The organism is Pseudomonas sp. DrBHI1 (assembly GCF_002205115.1).
Lineage (GTDB): Bacteria > Pseudomonadota > Gammaproteobacteria > Pseudomonadales > Pseudomonadaceae > Aquipseudomonas > Aquipseudomonas mosselii.
Genome location: NZ_NIBE01000075.1, coordinates 92,927 through 110,382, shown reverse-complemented (window position 1 = coordinate 110,382; position 17,456 = coordinate 92,927). Strand labels below are relative to the sequence as shown.

16 protein-coding genes are annotated in these 17,456 nt (G+C 64.5%); 9 read left to right on the top strand and 7 right to left on the bottom strand.

Annotated features, from left to right (window positions below; all coding sequences use genetic code 11):
* Positions 1 to 667, top strand: a 667-nt coding sequence (locus CC207_RS17250; protein WP_256582107.1) for a L,D-transpeptidase family protein, incomplete at its 5' end; no start/stop codon positions are given.
* Positions 668 to 897: 230 nt separating this feature from the next.
* On the opposite strand, the gene oprI is transcribed toward CC207_RS17250, so the two are convergent.
* The gene (gene oprI / locus CC207_RS17245; protein WP_003259780.1) at positions 898 to 1,149 is read right to left on the bottom strand and encodes an outer membrane lipoprotei OprI; all 252 of its coding nucleotides are present in this window, start codon (positions 1,147 to 1,149) and stop codon (positions 898 to 900) included.
* Positions 1,150 to 1,638: 489 nt separating this feature from the next.
* Between oprI and CC207_RS17240 the strand changes: the two genes are divergently transcribed.
* Entirely contained in the window at positions 1,639 to 1,920 is a 282-nt protein-coding gene (locus tag CC207_RS17240; protein WP_028692616.1) for a GNAT family N-acetyltransferase, read from the top strand.
* A gap of 58 nt (positions 1,921 to 1,978) precedes the next feature.
* Here CC207_RS17240 and CC207_RS17235 read toward each other — a convergent pair whose 3' ends face one another.
* Complete coding sequence (locus tag CC207_RS17235; protein ID WP_028692615.1) at positions 1,979 to 3,055, bottom strand: 3-deoxy-7-phosphoheptulonate synthase; 1,077 nt, start codon at positions 3,053 to 3,055, stop codon at positions 1,979 to 1,981.
* Between the two features lie 261 nt (positions 3,056 to 3,316).
* Between CC207_RS17235 and CC207_RS17230 the strand changes: the two genes are divergently transcribed.
* From CC207_RS17230 to cysB, 3 genes are all read left to right on the top strand, one after another.
* Positions 3,317 to 4,279, top strand: a complete 963-nt coding sequence (locus tag CC207_RS17230) for a putative 2-dehydropantoate 2-reductase (RefSeq protein WP_088852466.1) — start codon at positions 3,317 to 3,319, stop codon at positions 4,277 to 4,279.
* A 95-nt stretch (positions 4,280 to 4,374) separates the two neighbouring features.
* Positions 4,375 to 4,872, top strand: a complete 498-nt coding sequence (locus CC207_RS17225; RefSeq protein ID WP_028692613.1) for a universal stress protein — start codon at positions 4,375 to 4,377, stop codon at positions 4,870 to 4,872.
* A 127-nt stretch (positions 4,873 to 4,999) separates the two neighbouring features.
* A complete protein-coding gene (gene cysB / locus CC207_RS17220) occupies positions 5,000 to 5,974 on the top strand; it encodes an HTH-type transcriptional regulator CysB (RefSeq protein ID WP_011533140.1) in 975 nt (324 codons plus the stop codon).
* Positions 5,975 to 6,041: 67 nt separating this feature from the next.
* On the opposite strand, the gene CC207_RS17215 is transcribed toward cysB, so the two are convergent.
* From CC207_RS17215 to CC207_RS17195, 5 genes are all read right to left on the bottom strand, one after another.
* Positions 6,042 to 6,776 carry a phosphoadenylyl-sulfate reductase gene (locus CC207_RS17215; protein ID WP_062359495.1) on the bottom strand — a complete coding sequence of 245 codons (735 nt, stop codon included), beginning with the start codon at positions 6,774 to 6,776 and terminating at the stop codon, positions 6,042 to 6,044.
* Between the two features lie 113 nt (positions 6,777 to 6,889).
* Entirely contained in the window at positions 6,890 to 8,233 is a 1,344-nt protein-coding gene (gene pabB, locus CC207_RS17210) for an aminodeoxychorismate synthase component I (RefSeq protein WP_028692611.1), read from the bottom strand.
* A 243-nt stretch (positions 8,234 to 8,476) separates the two neighbouring features.
* A complete protein-coding gene (locus CC207_RS17205; RefSeq protein WP_028692610.1) occupies positions 8,477 to 9,457 on the bottom strand; it encodes an alpha-L-glutamate ligase-like protein in 981 nt (326 codons plus the stop codon).
* The gene (locus CC207_RS17200; protein WP_062359491.1) at positions 9,457 to 10,992 is read right to left on the bottom strand and encodes an inactive transglutaminase family protein; all 1,536 of its coding nucleotides are present in this window, start codon (positions 10,990 to 10,992) and stop codon (positions 9,457 to 9,459) included. Before CC207_RS17200 ends, CC207_RS17205 begins: the two co-directional genes overlap by 1 nt.
* Positions 10,993 to 10,997: 5 nt before the next feature.
* Positions 10,998 to 11,534 carry an ATP-dependent zinc protease gene (locus tag CC207_RS17195; RefSeq protein ID WP_028692608.1) on the bottom strand — a complete coding sequence of 179 codons (537 nt, stop codon included), beginning with the start codon at positions 11,532 to 11,534 and terminating at the stop codon, positions 10,998 to 11,000.
* A gap of 285 nt (positions 11,535 to 11,819) precedes the next feature.
* Here CC207_RS17195 and CC207_RS17190 point away from each other — a divergent pair, with 285 nt between their 5' ends.
* The 4 genes from CC207_RS17190 to acnD all read left to right on the top strand — a co-directional run bounded on the left by CC207_RS17190 (position 11,820) and on the right by acnD (position 17,410).
* A complete protein-coding gene (locus tag CC207_RS17190) occupies positions 11,820 to 12,536 on the top strand; it encodes a GntR family transcriptional regulator (protein ID WP_028692607.1) in 717 nt (238 codons plus the stop codon).
* Positions 12,533 to 13,423 carry a methylisocitrate lyase gene (prpB, locus tag CC207_RS17185; protein WP_028692606.1) on the top strand — a complete coding sequence of 297 codons (891 nt, stop codon included), beginning with the start codon at positions 12,533 to 12,535 and terminating at the stop codon, positions 13,421 to 13,423. The genes CC207_RS17190 and prpB overlap by 4 nt, the downstream gene beginning before the upstream one ends.
* Positions 13,424 to 13,528: 105 nt before the next feature.
* Positions 13,529 to 14,656, top strand: a complete 1,128-nt coding sequence (gene prpC, locus CC207_RS17180) for a 2-methylcitrate synthase (protein ID WP_028692605.1) — start codon at positions 13,529 to 13,531, stop codon at positions 14,654 to 14,656.
* Between the two features lie 165 nt (positions 14,657 to 14,821).
* Positions 14,822 to 17,410 (top strand): Fe/S-dependent 2-methylisocitrate dehydratase AcnD, encoded by a 2,589-nt coding sequence (acnD, locus tag CC207_RS17175; RefSeq protein WP_028692604.1) that lies wholly within the window; start codon positions 14,822 to 14,824, stop codon positions 17,408 to 17,410.
* Positions 17,411 to 17,456 lie beyond the last annotated feature (46 nt).

The window sequence follows — 17,456 nt, the reverse complement described above, 5'->3', positions numbered from 1 at the left end:
CCTGGCCGAGTACCGCCTGTACTACTACCCGAAAGGGCAGAACGTGGTGCACACCTTCCCGCTGGGCATCGGTCGCGAGGGCTGGGGTTCGCCGATCGCCAATACCAAGATCACCGCCAAGACGCCGAACCCGACCTGGACGCCGCCGGCCTCGATCCGCGCCGAGCATGCCGCCGATGGCGACATCTTGCCGGCCGTGGTACCGGCCGGGCCGGACAACCCCCTGGGCCCATTCAAGTTCACCCTGGGGGTACCGGGTTACCTGATCCATGGCTCGAACAAGAAGTTCGGCATCGGCATGCGTACCAGTCACGGCTGCTTCCGCATGCTCAACAACAACGTGCTGACCTTGTCGAAGATGGTCCCTGTGGGCACGCCGGTGCGCATCATCAACGAGCCCTACAAGTTTGGCATCAGCGCCGGCAAGGTCTACCTCGAGGCGCACACGCCGCTGGACGACCACGGCAACCCGTCGGTGGTCGACAAGCATACTGCGGTCATCAACGCCTTGCTCAAGCGTGAAGACCTGGCCAACAACTTGCGCATGAACTGGGACATGGTTCGTGATGTGGTGGCGGCCGAAGACGGCATGCCAGTCGAAATTGCCGTGCCGGTCAATGGCTCGAGTGCGCCGATGGTGTCGAGCATTCCGCCAGAATTGCAGTAAGCGATTGCCCGCTGGCAACTAGCGGTGCACTTTGGGGCCGCCCGGCGGCCCATCGCGGGACACGCCCGCTCCTGCAGGTACGGCGAACGCCATGCCTTTGGGTGCAGGGTTGTTCCGCGATGGGTCGCAAGGCGGCCCCAGTTGTTTGGCCGGCATCGCCTGCTTTTCTCCCAGGCAATAAAAAAGCCGACCCACAAGTGGGTCGGCTCCATAACAATCCGTGAGGATTATTACTTGCGGCTGGCTTTGTCCAGCATACGCAGAGCGCGCTCGTTGGCTTCGTCAGCGGTCTGCTGAGCCTTCTGAGCAGCTGCCAGAGCGTCGTCAGCTTTGCGGTAGGCTTCGTCTGCACGAGCCTGGGCGCGAGCTGCTGCGTCTTCGGTAGCAGTCAGGCGAGCTTCGGTTTCTTTGGATACGCTGCTGCAACCGGTAGCCAGAACTGCGGCCAGAGCCAGAGCAGAGAATTTCAGAACGTTGTTCATCGTGTTCCCCTTCAAGGACTTTCTATTAAATAGCCATCTCTCGGAAAAGAGAAACTGGCCGGCGTACATAGTACCCATTACTTGTAGTAAGTAAACTGACTGAGCGCAAGAACTGCAAAAAAAATGCTCTGGGCGGCCCCGGCGACGGGGTTTGTAAACAAAGTGTGAAAATCCTGAGCAGCGTTCGCAAGCGATTGTAGTACAGGAACTTTTTGTTGAACTAAGGGTGACTTTAACTGTCGACGAGCGTCATAGCCCAAGAACATCCGGTTGCTGTTGCCGGGCCTCGGGCGGGTGGCTGTCAGTATTTTCATTCTGCGCAGCTTGAGCATTCTCGCTGGCGCCGCCTACTATTTGAGGGTGCCTCGACGCAGAACGATCCCGGTCGGGCTGCTGTCCAAGGGGCAACAGGTGGCGTAGAGGTTCCTCCGCCGGATAAACCACATCGGTAAGGTAAGGGTCTGCCGACAAGACCTGCGAGGAGTAGTGATGAGCGAAACGCTGACCATCCACCATGACCAGGCCGGTCATCAGTTCGAGACCACCGTGGACGGTCACCGGGCCTATCTGACGTACATGGACCTGGGCAAGCAGACGCTGGACATCTATCGCACCTTCGTCCCCAATGCCCTGCGCGGTCGCGGGATCGCCGCGGCGCTCACCGAGCAGGCCTTGGCCTATGCCGAGCAGATGGGCTATACCGTGATTCCCTCTTGCTCTTACGTCGAGCGCTATATGGAGCGCCAGCAGCGCCACTCGAGCAAGGTCTGAACGGCCGTACACATGAAAAACGCCGGGCATTGCCCGGCGTTTTCGTTTGCGCAGGATTTCAGCCGCGCTGGCGCTTGGGCAGCACGTCCTTGAGCTTGGCGTGCATGCTGCGCAGGGTCTTCTCGGTGGCCGCCCAGTCGATGCAGGCATCGGTGACCGACACGCCGTATTGCAGCTCGTCGAGGTTCTTCGGAATAGCCTGGCAGCCCCAGTTCAGGTGACTCTCGACCATCAGGCCGATGATCGACTGGTTGCCTTCGAGGATCTGGTTGGCGACGTTCTCCATGACCAGGGGCTGCAGGGCCGGGTCCTTATTGGAGTTGGCGTGGCTGCAGTCGACCATGATGTTGGGCTTGATCTTTGCCTTGACCAGGTCCTGCTCGCACAGGGCAACGCTAACCGAGTCGTAGTTGGGCTTGCCGTTGCCGCCGCGCAGTACCACGTGGCCGTAGGCGTTGCCCTTGGTAGTGACGATGGACACGCCGCCTTCCTGGTTGATGCCCAGGAAACGGTGCGGCTTGGACACCGACTGCAGGGCGTTGATGGCCACGGTCAGGCCGCCATCGGTGCCGTTCTTGAAGCCGACCGCCGAGGACAGGCCCGAGGCCATCTCGCGGTGGGTCTGGGATTCGGTGGTGCGGGCGCCGATGGCCGACCAACTGATCAGGTCCTGCAGGTACTGCGGGGAGATCGGGTCAAGCGCTTCGGTGGCGGTGGGGAGGCCCTTCTCGGCCAGGTCCAGCAGCAGTTGGCGACCAATGTGCAGGCCGTCCTGGATCTTGAACGAGTCGTCCAGGTACGGGTCGTTGATCAGGCCTTTCCAGCCGACGGTGGTCCGCGGCTTCTCGAAGTACACGCGCATGACCAGGTACAGGGTGTCGGAGACTTCCTCGGCCAGCACCTTCAGGCGCTCGGCATACTCGTGGGCGGCCTTGATGTCGTGGATCGAGCAGGGGCCGACCACCACGAACAGGCGATGGTCCTTGCCGTCGAGGATGTTGCGCACCACTTCGCGGCCGGCAGTCACGGTCTGCAGGGCCTTGGCGCTGAGGGGGATTTCCTTCTTGAGCTGATCGGGGGTGATCAAGGTCTCGTTGGAGGCAACGTTAAGGTCATCGATCGGTAAATCAGCCATCGTGTTACTCGTCAGGTCACGGGTGCCGGCCGCCAGCGTTCCCCGTGCGGCCCAGCAGCAGAATATTCGCAGCGGGGAGGCCGAACCTTAGCGCGTTAGCAGGGGCGCGACAATGGGCTGGGGCCCGTCGATACGGGGTTTTTACCCATCTGACGGCATTTGCGGGCAAGCGCCGCGCCTATGGGGAGGATTTGGCCGCGATGGCTGGCACGCGGGTATAGTGGCTGACTCACAATAATGACTCTCGACCAGGAGCACGGCATGGCGTCCCTTGACCCTCGCATTGGCAATCCCCGCATCGGCATCATCGGCAGCGGCGCAATCGGTGGTTTCTACGGCCTGATGCTGGCCCGTGCCGGCTACGACGTGCACTTCCTGCTGCGCAGCGAATACCAGGCCGTGCGTGAGCAGGGGCTGCGCCTGGACAGCGCGGTGCATGGTCAGGTGCACATGTCGGTGCAGGCATACGCCCGTGCCGCCGACATGCCGCCCTGCGACTGGCTGCTGGTGGGGGCCAAGGCCACCAGCAACGCGGAGCTGGCGCCCTTGATCGTCCAGGCAGCGGCGCCCGAGGCCCGGGTGGTGTTGCTGCAGAACGGCCTTGGGGTCGAGGAGCAGTTGCGCCCGGCCTTGCGCCCGGACCTGCACCTGCTCGGCGGCCTGTGCTTCATCTGCGTCAATCGCGAGGGGCCCGGCGAAATCCGCCACCAGTCGCTGGGCGCGGTGAACCTGGGCTATCACAGTGGCCCGGCGCAGGACGGCGGGGCCGCCGTGGTGGAGGAGGGCGCCGGGCTGTTCCGGGCTGCGGGCATCGACTCCCAGGCCATGGCCGACCTCGACCAGGCGCGCTGGCAGAAACTGGTGTGGAACGTGCCCTACAACGGCCTTTCGGTGTTGCTGCAGGCCAGCACCACGCCCTTGATGGGCGATGCCGACAGCCGCGCGCTGATCCAGGCGCTGATGGCCGAAGTGGTGGCGGGCGCCAAGGCCTGTGGCCGCGAGCTACCGTCGGGTTATGCCGAGCACCTGTTTCGCATCACCGAGAAGATGCCGGACTACTGGCCGAGCATGTACCACGACCATGTGCAGCAGCGGCCGCTGGAGCTGCAAGCGATCTATGCCGAACCCCTGGCCCGCGCCCGCGCGGCCGGTTGCGCGCTGCCGCGCATGGAGGCGTTGTACCAGGCCCTGGCGTTCATCGACCGGCGTAGCCGGCAGGCCTGAAGCCCGCGGCGGCTGTGCGCCGGACGGCCAGGCGACCGGCTATGGCGCTGCTAAGCTCAAGCTTGCTCTGCCGTCGCGGCAGTCGAGGAGGTCGAATGATCCGTTCCATGCTGTTTGCCACTGACCTCGGTGTCTATGCGCCCTTTGTCATGCAGCACGCCCTGGCCCTGGCGCGGACCTTTAACGCAGAGCTGTATGTGATCCACGCCGTGGAGCCCATGGGGCAGTTCGCCGAATCGCTGCTGCAGAGCTACCTCGACGAGCAGACCCTCGATGCGCTGCACAGCGAGGGCGTCAACACGGTCATGGCCAATATCGAGCAGCGGGTGCTGGAGAACTTTCGCGACGAGATGACCGAACCGGCCGACCTGGCATTGATCCGCGCGGTGCGGGTGCGCCAGGGCGACCCGGCCCAGGTGATCCTCGAGCAGGCCCAGCGGTTGTCGGTTGACCTGTTGATCTTCGGTAGCCACAGCGCCGGCGCGGGGGTGGATGTGCCGATCGGCCGCACGGCGGTGCGGCTGCTGCAGCTGTCACCGGTGCCGGTGTACATGGTGCCATTGGCTCACCATCTTGGGCGTAGGAAATCGTGAGCCTCACGGTAGGACTTTTTACAGCGAACGTAACAAAATAGTTCTAGATTTATTTCTCAAGCCACTAATATAGTTATAACTCGTCGCTGCCGGCGCGCCGGTGACCTACCGCCTTTGAGGGAAATCTATGAAGCTTCAGCAACTGCGCTACATCTGGGAAGTGGCGCACCATGACCTCAACGTTTCCGCGACGGCGCAGAGTCTGTACACCTCCCAACCAGGTATCAGCAAGCAGATCCGCCTGCTCGAGGATGAGCTGGGCGTCGAGGTCTTCGCCCGCAGTGGCAAGCACCTGACCCGCGTCACCCCGGCCGGCGAGCGCATCATCAACACCGCCGGCGAGATCCTGCGCAAGGTCGAGAGCATCAAGCAGATCGCCCAGGAATTCTCCAACGAGAAGAAGGGCACCCTGTCGATCGCCACCACCCACACCCAGGCGCGCTACGCGCTGCCGCCGGTGATCAGCAACTTCATCAAGCAGTACCCGGAAGTCGCCCTGCACATGCACCAGGGCTCGCCGATGCAGATCGCCGAGATGGCGGCCGACGGCACCGTCGACTTCGCCATCGCCACCGAGGCGCTGGAGCTGTTCGGCGACTTGATCATGATGCCTTGCTACAAGTGGAACCGCTGCGTGGTGGTGCCCCAGGGCCATCCGCTGACCAAGCTGCCGAAGCTGACCCTGGAAGCGGTGGCCGAGTACCCGATCGTCACCTACGTGTTCGGCTTCACCGGTCGCTCCAAGCTTGACGAGGCGTTCAATCACCGTGGCCTGACGCCGAAGGTGGTGTTCACCGCCGCCGACGCCGACGTGATCAAGACCTATGTGCGTCTGGGTCTGGGCGTGGGCATCGTGGCCAAGATGGCGGTCGACCCGAAGCTCGACAGCGATCTGGTGTGCCTGGACGCCAGCGAGCTGTTCGAGGCCAGCATCACCAAGATCGGCTTCCGTCGTGGCACCTTCCTGCGCGGTTTCATGTGCGACTTCATCGAGAAGTTCGCGCCGCACCTGACCCGTGAGGTGATGGCCAAGGCGATCCAGTGCCATAACAAGCAGGAGCTCGAAGAGCTGTTCGAGGGTGTCGAGCTGCCGGTGCACTGATCTGAAATAGCGGGGCCGCTTTGCGGCCCATCGCGACACAAGGCCGCTCCTACAGGCCCCGGCTATTTCAAGCCTTGGTAATTAGGTTGCCGGCATGCAACCCGCACTCCTTCTGCGTCGACTCTTCCCACCACCAACGCCCTTCGCGCTCGTGCTGGTTCGGCAGCACCGGGCGGGTGCACGGCTCGCAACCGATGCTGATGAAGCCGCGCTCATGCAGGCTGTTGTAGGGCAGCTCGAGCATGCGGATGTAGCCCCAGACTTCCTCGCTGGTCATCTGCGCCAGCGGGTTGAACTTGTACAGGGTGCGCTCCGGGGTGGAGAAGGCGCTGTCGATCTCCAGGGCAGCCACCTGACTGCGGGTACCGGGGCTCTGGTCGCGGCGCTGGCCGGTGGCCCAGGCGCTGACGGTGGCCAGCTTGCGGCGCAGCGGCTCGATCTTGCGGATGCCGCAGCACTCGCCGTGGCCGTCCTTGTAGAAGCTGAACAGGCCTTTTTCCTTGACGAACGGGTCGAGCTTGTCGCGGTCCGGGCTGAGGATCTCGATGGGCAGGTTGTACTGCTCGCGTACCTGGTCGATGAACCGGTAGGTTTCCGGGTGCAGGCGGCCGGTGTCGAGGCTGAACACCTTGACCTGCTTGTTCAGTTTCCAGGCCATGTCCACCAGCACCACATCCTCGGCGCCGCTGAAGGAGATCCACAGGTCGTCGCCAAAATGCTCGAAGGCGAGCTTGAGGATCTCCTGCGGGGACTTGCTGGCATAGGTCGCGGCCAGGGCGGCGACGTCGAAGGGTTGGCTCATCAGGCGGTTTCCATCGGTTGAGTGGCGCTGTGCGCTCGTAGTGGTCAGATGGTAACAAAAAATGGCGGGGCAGACGCCTGGCGATCGCGGGGCAAGCCCGCTCCCACCGAGTCTTACAAGGCCTGCAACGTTTCCATCAGCACCCGCACCTTGGCGATCGACTCCTCGTACTCGGCCTGCCAGTGCGAGTCGGCCACCACCGCGCCGCCACCCCAGCAACTGACCTGGCCATCCTTGACCAGCAGGCTGCGGATGGCGATGGAGCTGTCCATCTCGCCGCGCACGTCGACATACAGCAGCGAGCCGCAGTACAGCGCCCGGCGCGCCGGCTCCAGCTCGTCGATGATCTGCATGGCGCGGATCTTCGGCGCACCGGTGATCGAACCGCCGGGGAAGCTGCCGGCGATCAGGTCCAGGGCGTCCTTGCCGGCGGCCAGGCGGCCGACCACGCTGCTGACCAAGTGATGAACGTTGGGGTAGCTCTCCAGGCTGAACAGCTCCGGCACCTTCACCGAGCCGGTCTGGCAGGTGCGGCCGATGTCGTTGCGCAGCAGGTCGACGATCATCAGGTTTTCCGAGCGGTCCTTGGGGCTGGCCAGCAGCTCGGCGGCGTTGCGTGCGTCCTCCACCGGATCGGCGGCACGCGGGCGGGTGCCCTTGATCGGGCGCGTCTCGACCTCGCCCTGGCTGACACGGATGAAGCGCTCGGGGGAGAAGCTCAGTAGCGCAGTGCCTTCATCCAACTGCTGGTAGCCGGAGAACGGCGTCGGGCAGGCAGCGCGCAGGGCCAGGTAGGCGCGCCACGGGTCGCCCTGGCAGGGGGCGCGAAAGCGCTGGGTAAGGTTGATCTGGTAGCAGTCGCCGGCCTGGATGTAGCGCTGCACCTGGTCGAACGCCGCCCGGTAATGCTCGGGGCGAAGATCGCCGGTCATGGGCGCGAGCAGGCGGAAGTCGCCGGTGTCGCCCGGGGCGCTGGCGTCGAACAGCGCGATGAGCCGTTGCCGCTCGGTCTGGGGCAGGCTCGGGTGAAAGACCAGTTGGCTGCTGCTTAGCCGATGGTCGGACACCAGTGCCCAGGCATACAGCCCCAGCCGGGCATCGGGCAGGCCGAGATCGTCGACCGCGTGTGTCGGCAACTGCTCCAGGCGCCGGCCGAAGTCGTAGCTCAGGTAGCCGATCAGGCCACCGGCGAACGGTAGTTCGATGCCCTCGGGCAGTTGTGCCGTCCCCAACTCGGCCAAGGCCTGGCGTAGGCGCTGCAGGTAGTCGCGACCGTCCTCCTCGGGATTTGCCTGCAACTGCTGCAAAGGCCAGGCGCTGAGCAGGTCGTAGCGACCGCGTTCGGCACCTGGGCGGGCGCTGTCGAGCAGGATCGCACCGGGCGCGCGGCGCAGGCGTTCGAAGTAGAAGGCGGGGTCGGGCTGGTAAGGCAGGGGGTGGAGCGTACAGGTCGGCATCAGGATGGACGGCGATGAACAAGCGAGGTGGGCGATTGTAGACCCGTGCGGGAAATGCGCCTAGCACTGGCAACGACATTCATCGTCCGGTTCTGCGCAGTTCCCCTGTAGGAGCGGCCTTGTGTCGCGAAAGGGCCGCAAAGCGGCCCCGGCAATCTCTGCATAAACGCTGAAATTCTGGGGCTGCTTTGCAGCCCTTTCGCGACACAAGGCCGCTCCTGCAGGGATTGCGCAGGGCCTGGGCTATAGCGGATTGACGTGCCCGAACAACCCCTGCGAGACCTTCACGCGCTGCTCGGCATCCTCGCTGCGACCTTCCTTGGCCAGCATCTCCAGGTGCGCCTCGATGGCGTGGGTGCGCTGGGTCAGGCCGCAGTCGTTGGCGATCTGGATGTTCAGGCCGGGGCGGGCGTTGAGCTCGAGGATCAGCGGGCCCTTGTCCTGGTCCAGAACCATGTCCACGCCGATGTAGCCCAGGCCGCACAGCTCGTAGCAGCTGGCGGCAAGCTTCATGAAGCCGTCCCAGTTCGGCAACTGCACACCGTCCACCGCGTTGGTGGTGTCCGGGTGCTTGCTGATGATCTTGTTCAGCCAGGTGCCGCGCAGGGTGAGGCCGGTGGCCAGGTCAACGCCCACGCCGATGGCGCCCTGGTGCAGGTTGGCCTTGCCGCCAGACTGGCGGGTCGGCAGGCGCAGCATGGCCATCACCGGGTAGCCCATCAGCACGATGATGCGGATGTCCGGCACGCCTTCGTAGCTGATGCTCTTGAAGATCTGGTCCGGGGTGACCCGGTACTCGATCAGCGCGCGGTCGCGGTGCCCGCCCAGCGAGTACAGGCCGGTAAGGATGCTGGAGATCTGGTGCTCGATCTCCTCGTGGCTGATGATCTTGCCGGAGACCGTGCGGTAGCGGTCCTCGAAGCGGTCGGCGATCACCAGGATGCCGTCACCGCCGGCGCCCTGGGCCGGCTTGATGACGAAGTCGCTGCGCCCGCCGATGATCTCGTCGAGTTTCTCGATCTGCTTCTCGGTCTCGATGATGCCGTACATCTCCGGCACATGGATGCCGGCTGCCAGGGCACGCTCCTTGGTGATGATCTTGTCGTCGACGATCGGGTACAGGTGGCGCTTGTTGTACTTCAGCACGTAGTCCGCGTTGCGCCGGTTGATACCCATGATGCCCCGGGCCTCCAGGGCTTTCCACGTCTTGATCAGGCCGAACATCAGGCGTCAGCCTTCTTCAGGAATGCCTTGAAGCGCACGAGCTCGGTCAGGCGGTAGCCGCGATAGCGACCCATCGCCAGCATGAAGCCCACCAGGATCAGCAGTACCGCCGGGAAGGTGAAGACGAAGTACACCGCTTCCGGCACGGTCATCAGCAGGTGCGCGATGGAGGCAGCGAACAGCGTGCCAACGGCCACTTTCATGGCATGGCCGCCGCCACGCTCTTCCCAGGTGATCGACAGGCGTTCGATGGTCATGGTCAGGATCACCATCGGGAACAGTGCCACCGACAGGCCGCGCTCCAGGCCCAGCTTGTGGCTGAACAGGCTGATGGCGGCGATCAGCACCACGACGAAGGTCAGTACCACCGACAGGCGCGGCAGCATCTGCAGCTTGAGATGCTCAAGGTACGAGCGCAGCGACAGGCCCAGGGCGGTGATCACCGTGAACAGGATGATGCCGAAGCCCAGCTGGGTCTCGCGGAAGGCCAGGGCGATCAGCACCGGGGTGAAGGTACCCAGGGTCTGGATGCCGATGAGGTTGCGCAGCACCAGGATCACCAGCACGCCGATCGGGATCATCACCATGATCATGAAGGTCTGCTGGGTCTGCAGCGGCAGGCCGTACAGCGAGTATTCGAGGAAGTCGGCGTCGGTGTTCTCGTCGGTCAGCTTGGCCAGGCGGATGGCGTTCATCTCGCTGTTGTTCATGCTGAAGGTGACGGTGGCCTTCTTGCCGCCATCGACGGTGATCAGGTTGTCGTCACCGGTCCACCACAGCAGGCGGTCGCTGGGCAGGCCCTGCTCGCCGGTCTCCGGGTTGAAGTACAGCCAGTCGTTGCCGTTGAAGCTGCGCAGCCACAGTTCGGGGCTCTGCGGGGTGTCGGCCACCAGGCGGATGGTGTGAACCTTCTCCAGCGGCACGTGGGCGATGGACAGCAGCAGGTCGATGACCTGGGCCTTCTTCAGCGGTGAGTTGTCGCCGGCCAGCAGCAGCTTGGCGTTGTCGTCGTTGACATTGTTGACGCGCTTGATGGTCTCGCTGACGAAGGTCTCGACGTCGGCCGAGTGCTGGCGGATCGGTGCCATCAGCGCTTCGGCGGCGATCTTCTCCGGGCCCTCGACGGCCAGGCTGTCGCGGAAGGTCGGGCCCTTGATCTTGGTCTTTTCGTTGCTGTAGCGCTTGGTCAGCACCAGGCGGTAGTAGAGGGTCTGGTTGCCGCTGGCGCGACGGGCCGACCAGGTCACCTTGCGGTTGCCGTCGGCGCGGTTGACGCTGACCCCGTAGTTGTTGGAGATGAAGCTCTCGTTGAGGCTCACGTAGTCACGGTTCAGCGGGGGCACGAACATCTGCACCTTGACCGGGTCCTTGGCGCTGGCGACGAACTCGACCTTGGCGTCGATGTTCCACAGGTCGTCGGTCTCGTCCTCGGTCACCGGGATGCCGAGGGCGAAGATCTGGTAGGCCGTGATCGCGATGCCCAGCAGCACCAGGACGGTGATCAGGACTTTCAGGTGAAGGGTAAGAGAGCGCATCGGAATTACTCTGCTTTGGGAGCTTCGGTGGCGCAGGCAGGTTTGCCGGCCGCGTATTTAAGGCTTGGGTCGACCAGCGCACCGAAGTGCTTGAGGGCCTCGGAACCGATCAGCAGCGGGAACTGGAAGGCGCTGCGGTCGGTGAGGTTGACCTCGATGGTGCGTTGCGTCTGGCCCATGCAGATCTCGAGTTCGATGACCGGGCGGGCAGTGTAGGCCTTGCCCGAGTCGGCATCATAGTCCCCGGCGCGGCGCTTGATCTTGCTGACGCGGGCCAGGGGGCGTTCGATGGGGTGCTTGTGCGCGGCGTCGATGGCCAGGTAGAAGCGCACCCAGCTCTCGCCGTTGCGCTTGAAACGCTTGATGTCGCGGGCGCTGAGCGAGGCGGTCTTGGCGCCGGTGTCGAGCTTGGCCGCCACTTCCAGGTCAAGGTCGCCCAGGCGGGCGTATTCGTTCAGGCCGTACACGGTTTTCTCGGCCGCGGGCGCGAGCGCCGGCAGCAGGGTCAGGCAGAGCAGCAATAAAGCGGGTTTGAGTCTCATAATCCTGGCGCGGTGCTGTGCAGGTTTCAGGGCAAGGCGACTGGCCAAGCGTCCTCATTGATCTGTCAACAACATGAAATGATGACAGACACACTATCCATGCTCCCGAAGGAGCGCGGCATTCTATCACGCCGATGTCTTGACGCCAGCGCGCCCGCGATCAGACCCCATGAAGGCGGGGTAAGTTCGTTATTAGACGATTGTCGACAATATTCTTTTTGTCTTTGACTCCATTCCTCTATTTGGCTAGTTTTGGCGTCACTGATTTTGAAGGTGTCGACAATCATGCTGGACACAGCCCCGGCCACCACGCTGCCTCAGGACGAGACCGAGACCCTCTCGGAGCACGTCTTCCGGCGCATCCAGGCCGCCATCGTCAAGGGCGAGATCGCCCCCGGCAGCAAGATCTCCGAGCCGGAGCTGGCGCGCACCTACGGCATCAGCCGCGGCCCGCTGCGCGAGGCGATCCACCGCCTGGAGGGCCAGCGCCTGCTGGTGCGCGTGCCCCATGTCGGCGCCCGGGTGGTGTCGCTCAGCCATGCCGAGTTGATCGAGCTGTACGAAATCCGCGAATCCCTCGAAGGCATGGCCTGCCGCCTGGCCGCCGAACGCATGAGCCAGGCGGCCATCGACGAGCTGCGCCATGTGCTCGACACCCACGAGCGTGACGCCGCGTTCCAGGCCGGCCAGGGCTACTACCAGCAGGAAGGCGACTACGACTTCCACTACCGGATCATCCAGGGCAGCGGCAACCAGACCCTGTACAAGATGCTCTGCGGCGAACTGTACCAACTGGTGCGCATGTACCGCATCCAGTTCTCCAGCACGCCCAACCGCCCGCGCCAGGCCTTCGCCGAGCACCACCGCATCCTCGATGCGATCGAAGCCCGCGACGGCGAACTGGCAGAACTCCTGATGCGCCGCCACATCGGCGCGTCCAAACGCAATATCGAGCGCCACTACCAAGGTGCCGACAACAATAGCCCACGAGGTGAGTCATGACAGTGAAGAGCACGCCCGGCCAGCGTTTCCGTGACGCGGTCGCCGCCGAACATCCGCTGCAGGTGGTCGGGACCATCAACGCCAACCACGCCCTGCTGGCCAAGCGTGCCGGCTTCAAGGCCATCTACCTGTCCGGCGGCGGTGTCGCCGCCGGCTCCCTGGGCCTGCCGGACCTGGGCATCAGCGGCCTGGACGACGTGCTCACCGACGTACGGCGCATCACCGATGTATGCGACCTGCCGCTGCTGGTGGATGTCGACACCGGCTTCGGCGCCTCGGCCTTCAACGTCGCCCGCACCGTCAAGTCGATGAGCAAGTTCGGCGCCGCGGCCATTCATATCGAGGACCAGGTCGGCGCCAAGCGCTGTGGCCATCGCCCGAACAAGGAGATCGTCTCGCAGCAGGAGATGGTCGACCGCATCAAGGCCGCCGTGGATGCCCGCAGCGACGACAGTTTCGTGATCATGGCGCGCACCGACGCGCTGGCGGTGGAAGGCCTGAACGCCGCCCTGGACCGCGCTGCCGCCTGCATCGAGGCCGGCGCCGACATGATCTTCCCGGAAGCCATTACCGAGCTGTCGATGTACAAGACCTTCGCCGACCGGGTGAAGGCGCCGATTCTGGCCAACATCACCGAGTTCGGCGCCACGCCGCTGTACACCACCGAGGAGCTGGCCTCGGTCGACGTGTCGCTGGTGCTCTACCCGCTGTCGGCTTTCCGCGCCATGAACAAGGCGGCCGAGAACGTCTACACCGCGCTGCGCCGTGACGGCACGCAGAAGAACGTGATCGACACCATGCAGACCCGCATGGAGCTCTACGATGCCATCGGCTACCACGCCTTCGAGCAGAGCCTCGATGCGCTGTTCGCGCAGAAGAAGGGATGATTCAAGCGCACGTCGCCCTGTAGGAGCCGGCTTGCCGGCGAACAGGCCCGATACCCGATTAGCCAGAAAAGACTTCGATAACAAATTCAAGAAAGGAGAAACACCATGGCCGAAGCAAAAGTACTCAGTGGCGCTGGCCTGCGTGGCCAGGTGGCCGGCCAGACCGCGCTGTCGACCGTCGGCCAGGCCGGGGCCGGCCTGACCTACCGCGGCTATGATGTGCGCGACTTGGCCGCCGGCGCCGAGTTCGAGGAAGTCGCCTACCTGCTGCTGTACGGCGAGCTGCCGAGCAAGGCGGAGCTTGCCGACTACAAGCGCAAGCTCAAGGGCCTGCGCGACCTACCGCAAGCGCTGAAGGAAGTGCTCGAGCGCATCCCGCGCGACGCCCACCCGATGGACGTGATGCGCACCGGCTGCTCGGTGCTCGGCACCCTGGAGCCGGAACTGACCTTCGACGCCCAGCGCGAGAAGACCGACCGCCTGCTGGCGCTGTTCCCGGCGGTGATGTGCTACTGGTACCGCTTCACCCACCACGGCGTGCGCATCGACTGCACCAGCGACGAGGACACCCTCGGCGGCCACTTCCTGCACCTGCTGCACGGCAAGAAACCGAGCGCGCTGCACGTCAAGGTGATGAACGTCTCGCTGATCCTCTACGCCGAGCACGAGTTCAACGCCTCGACCTTCACCGCCCGGGTCTGCGCCTCGACCCTGTCCGACCTGTACTCCTGCGTGACCGCCGCCATCGGCTCGCTGCGCGGCCCGCTGCACGGCGGCGCCAACGAAGCGGCGATGGAGCTGATCGAACGCTTCCAGACTCCGCAGGAAGCCACTGCCGAGCTGCTGCGCATGCTCGAGCGCAAGGACAAGATCATGGGCTTCGGCCACGCCATCTATAAAGAGTCCGATCCGCGCAACGAGGTGATCAAGGGCTGGGCCAAGCAACTCGCCGATGAAGTCGGCGACAAGGTCCTGTACCCGGTTTCCGAGGCCATCGACAAGACCATGTGGGAGCAGAAGCGCCTGTTCCCCAACGCCGACTTCTACCATGCCTCGGCGTACCACTTCATGGGCATCCCGACCAAGCTGTTCACCCCGATCTTCGTCTGCTCGCGCCTGACTGGTTGGGCCGCGCACGTGTTCGAACAGCGCGCCAACAACCGCATCATCCGCCCGAGCGCCGAGTACGTCGGCGTCGAGCAACGCCAGTTCGTGCCGATCGAGCAGCGTTGACTGATAGAGCGCTGGGGCTGCTGTGCAGCCCTATCGCGACACAAGGCCGCTCCCACAGGTGCGGCGCAGTCCCTGTAGGAGCGGCCTTGTGTCGCGAAAGGGGCGCGTAGCGCCCCCCAAGGCCAGACCTGCCTACTGAACACCGTGACCGAGCCCGATAACGATATGAACACCGCATTCCGCAAGAACCTGCCAGGCACCGCCCTGGACTACTTCGACGCCCGTGCCGCGGTCGAGGCGATCAAGCCCGGCGCCTACGACGGCCTGCCGTACACCTCCCGCGTGCTGGCCGAGAACCTGGTGCGCCGCTGTGATCCGGCCACGCTCAACGCCTCGCTGGAACAGCTGATCGAGCGCAAGCGCGACCTCGACTTCCCCTGGTTCCCCGCCCGCGTGGTCTGCCACGACATCCTCGGCCAGACCGCCCTGGTCGACCTGGCCGGCCTGCGCGATGCCATTGCAGATAAAGGCGGCGACCCGGCCCAGGTCAACCCGGTGGTGCCGGTGCAGCTGATCGTCGACCACTCGCTGGCCGTGGAGTGCGGCGGCTTCGACCCGCAGGCGTTCGAGAAGAACCGTGCCATCGAGGATCGCCGCAACGAAGACCGTTTCCACTTCATCAACTGGACCAAGCAGGCTTTCAAGAACGTCGACGTGATCCAGCCGGGCAACGGCATCATGCACCAGATCAACCTGGAGAAGATGTCGCCGGTGGTCCACAACGATCGCGGCGTGGCCTACCCGGACACCTGTGTCGGCACCGACAGCCACACCCCGCACGTGGATGCCCTGGGTGTGATCGCCATTGGCGTCGGCGGCCTGGAGGCCGAGAACGTGATGCTCGGCCGCGCCTCGTGGATGCGCCTGCCGGAGATCGTCGGCGTCGAGCTGACCGGTCGCCTGGCGCCGAACATCACCGCCACCGACCTGGTGCTGGCGCTCACCGAGTTCCTGCGCAAGCAGAAGGTGGTCGGCGCCTACCTGGAGTTCCACGGCGCCGGCGCCAGCGCGCTGACCCTGGGCGACCGCGCCACCATCTCCAACATGGCCCCGGAATACGGCGCCACCGCGGCGATGTTCGCCATCGACCAGCAGACCATCGACTACCTCAAGCTCACCGGCCGCGATGACCAGCAAGTGCAGCTGGTGGAAACCTATGCCAAGGCCACCGGCCTGTGGGCCGACAGCCTGGCCAAGGCCGAGTACGAGCGCGCCCTGAGCTTCGACCTGTCGAGCGTGGTGCGCAACATGGCCGGCCCGTCCAACCCGCACGCCCGCGTGGCCACCAGCGACCTGGCGGCCAAGGGCATCGCCGGCCAATGGGAAGAAGTGCCTGGGCAGATGCCCGATGGCGCGGTGATCATCGCCGCCATCACCAGTTGCACCAATACCAGCAACCCGCGCAACGTGATCGCCGCCGGCCTGCTGGCGCGCAACGCCAACAAGCTCGGCCTGGTCCGCAAACCATGGGTCAAGTCGTCGCTGGCGCCGGGCTCCAAGGCCGTGCAGTTGTACCTCAAGGAAGCAGGGCTGGAGCAGGAATTGGAGCAGCTGGGCTTCGGCATCGTCGCCTTCGCCTGCACCACCTGTAACGGCATGTCCGGCGCGCTGGACCCGGTGATCCAGCAGGAAATCATCGACCGCGACCTGTACGCCACCGCCGTGCTATCGGGCAACCGTAACTTCGACGGGCGCATCCACCCGTACGCCAAGCAGGCGTTCCTGGCTTCGCCGCCGCTGGTGGTGGCCTACGCCATCGCCGGCACCATCCGCTTCGATATCGAGAAGGATGTGCTGGGCGTGGTCGACGGCAAGGAGATTCGCCTGAAGGACATCTGGCCGAGCGATGAAGAGATCGACGCCGTGGTGCGCGCCTCGGTCAAGCCTGAGCAGTTCCGCCAGGTGTACATCCCGATGTTCACCATCGAGGAAGACAAGGGGCCGAAAGTCGCGCCGCTGTATGAATGGCGCCCGATGAGCACCTACATCCGCCGTCCGCCGTATTGGGAAGGCGCCCTGGCCGGTGAGCGTACCCTGCGTGGCATGCGCCCGCTGGCGGTGCTGCCGGACAACATCACCACCGACCACCTGTCACCGTCCAATGCCATCATGCTCGACAGCGCCGCCGGCGAGTACCTGGCGAAGATGGGCCTGCCGGAGGAGGACTTCAACTCCTACGCCACCCACCGCGGTGACCACCTGACCGCCCAGCGCGCCACCTTCGCCAACCCCAAGCTGTTCAACGAGATGGTGCGCAAGGACGACGGCAGCGTGAAGCAGGGTTCGCTGGCGCGCCTCGAGCCGGAAGGCAAGGTGACCCGCATGTGGGAGGCCATCGAGACCTACATGGAGCGCAAGCAGCCGCTGATTATCATCGCCGGTGCCGACTACGGCCAGGGCTCGTCCCGTGACTGGGCGGCCAAGGGCGTGCGTCTGGCAGGTGTCGAGGCCATCGTCGCCGAAGGCTTCGAGCGTATCCACCGCACCAACCTGGTGGGCATGGGCGTGCTGCCGCTGGAGTTCAAGCCGGGCACCGACCGCAAGACCCTGGGCCTGGACGGCAGCGAGACCTACGATGTGCTCGGCGAGCGCACGCCACGGGCGACGCTGACCCTGGTGGTGACGCGGCGCAATGGCGAGCGTGTCGAGGTGCCGGTGACCTGTCGCCTGGATACCGCCGAAGAGGTATCGATCTACGAGGCGGGTGGGGTGTTGCAGCGCTTTGCCCAGGACTTCCTGGAGGGGGCGGCCTGAGCATGAAACGGGGGTCGCTTTGCGGCCCTTTCGCGACACATGGCCG

Bases quoted from the DNA above. Each gene is read 5' to 3' on its own strand.
- oprI (WP_003259780.1), bottom strand. From the start codon at position 1,149: ATGAACAACGTTCTGAAATTCTCTGCTCTGGCTCTGGCCGCAGTTCTG.
- CC207_RS17190 (WP_028692607.1), top strand. From the start codon at position 11,820: ATGCTGGACACAGCCCCGGCCACCACGCTGCCTCAGGACGAGACCGAG.
- CC207_RS17225 (WP_028692613.1), top strand. From the start codon at position 4,375: ATGATCCGTTCCATGCTGTTTGCCACTGACCTCGGTGTCTATGCGCCC.
- CC207_RS17215 (WP_062359495.1), bottom strand. From the start codon at position 6,776: ATGAGCCAACCCTTCGACGTCGCCGCCCTGGCCGCGACCTATGCCAGC.
- CC207_RS17230 (WP_088852466.1), top strand. From the start codon at position 3,317: ATGGCGTCCCTTGACCCTCGCATTGGCAATCCCCGCATCGGCATCATC.
- CC207_RS17235 (WP_028692615.1), bottom strand. From the start codon at position 3,055: ATGGCTGATTTACCGATCGATGACCTTAACGTTGCCTCCAACGAGACC.
- pabB (WP_028692611.1), bottom strand. From the start codon at position 8,233: ATGCCGACCTGTACGCTCCACCCCCTGCCTTACCAGCCCGACCCCGCC.
- prpC (WP_028692605.1), top strand. From the start codon at position 13,529: ATGGCCGAAGCAAAAGTACTCAGTGGCGCTGGCCTGCGTGGCCAGGTG.
- CC207_RS17240 (WP_028692616.1), top strand. From the start codon at position 1,639: ATGAGCGAAACGCTGACCATCCACCATGACCAGGCCGGTCATCAGTTC.
- CC207_RS17195 (WP_028692608.1), bottom strand. From the start codon at position 11,534: ATGAGACTCAAACCCGCTTTATTGCTGCTCTGCCTGACCCTGCTGCCG.
- cysB (WP_011533140.1), top strand. From the start codon at position 5,000: ATGAAGCTTCAGCAACTGCGCTACATCTGGGAAGTGGCGCACCATGAC.
- prpB (WP_028692606.1), top strand. From the start codon at position 12,533: ATGACAGTGAAGAGCACGCCCGGCCAGCGTTTCCGTGACGCGGTCGCC.
- acnD (WP_028692604.1), top strand. From the start codon at position 14,822: ATGAACACCGCATTCCGCAAGAACCTGCCAGGCACCGCCCTGGACTAC.
- CC207_RS17205 (WP_028692610.1), bottom strand. From the start codon at position 9,457: ATGTTCGGCCTGATCAAGACGTGGAAAGCCCTGGAGGCCCGGGGCATC.
- CC207_RS17200 (WP_062359491.1), bottom strand. From the start codon at position 10,992: ATGCGCTCTCTTACCCTTCACCTGAAAGTCCTGATCACCGTCCTGGTG.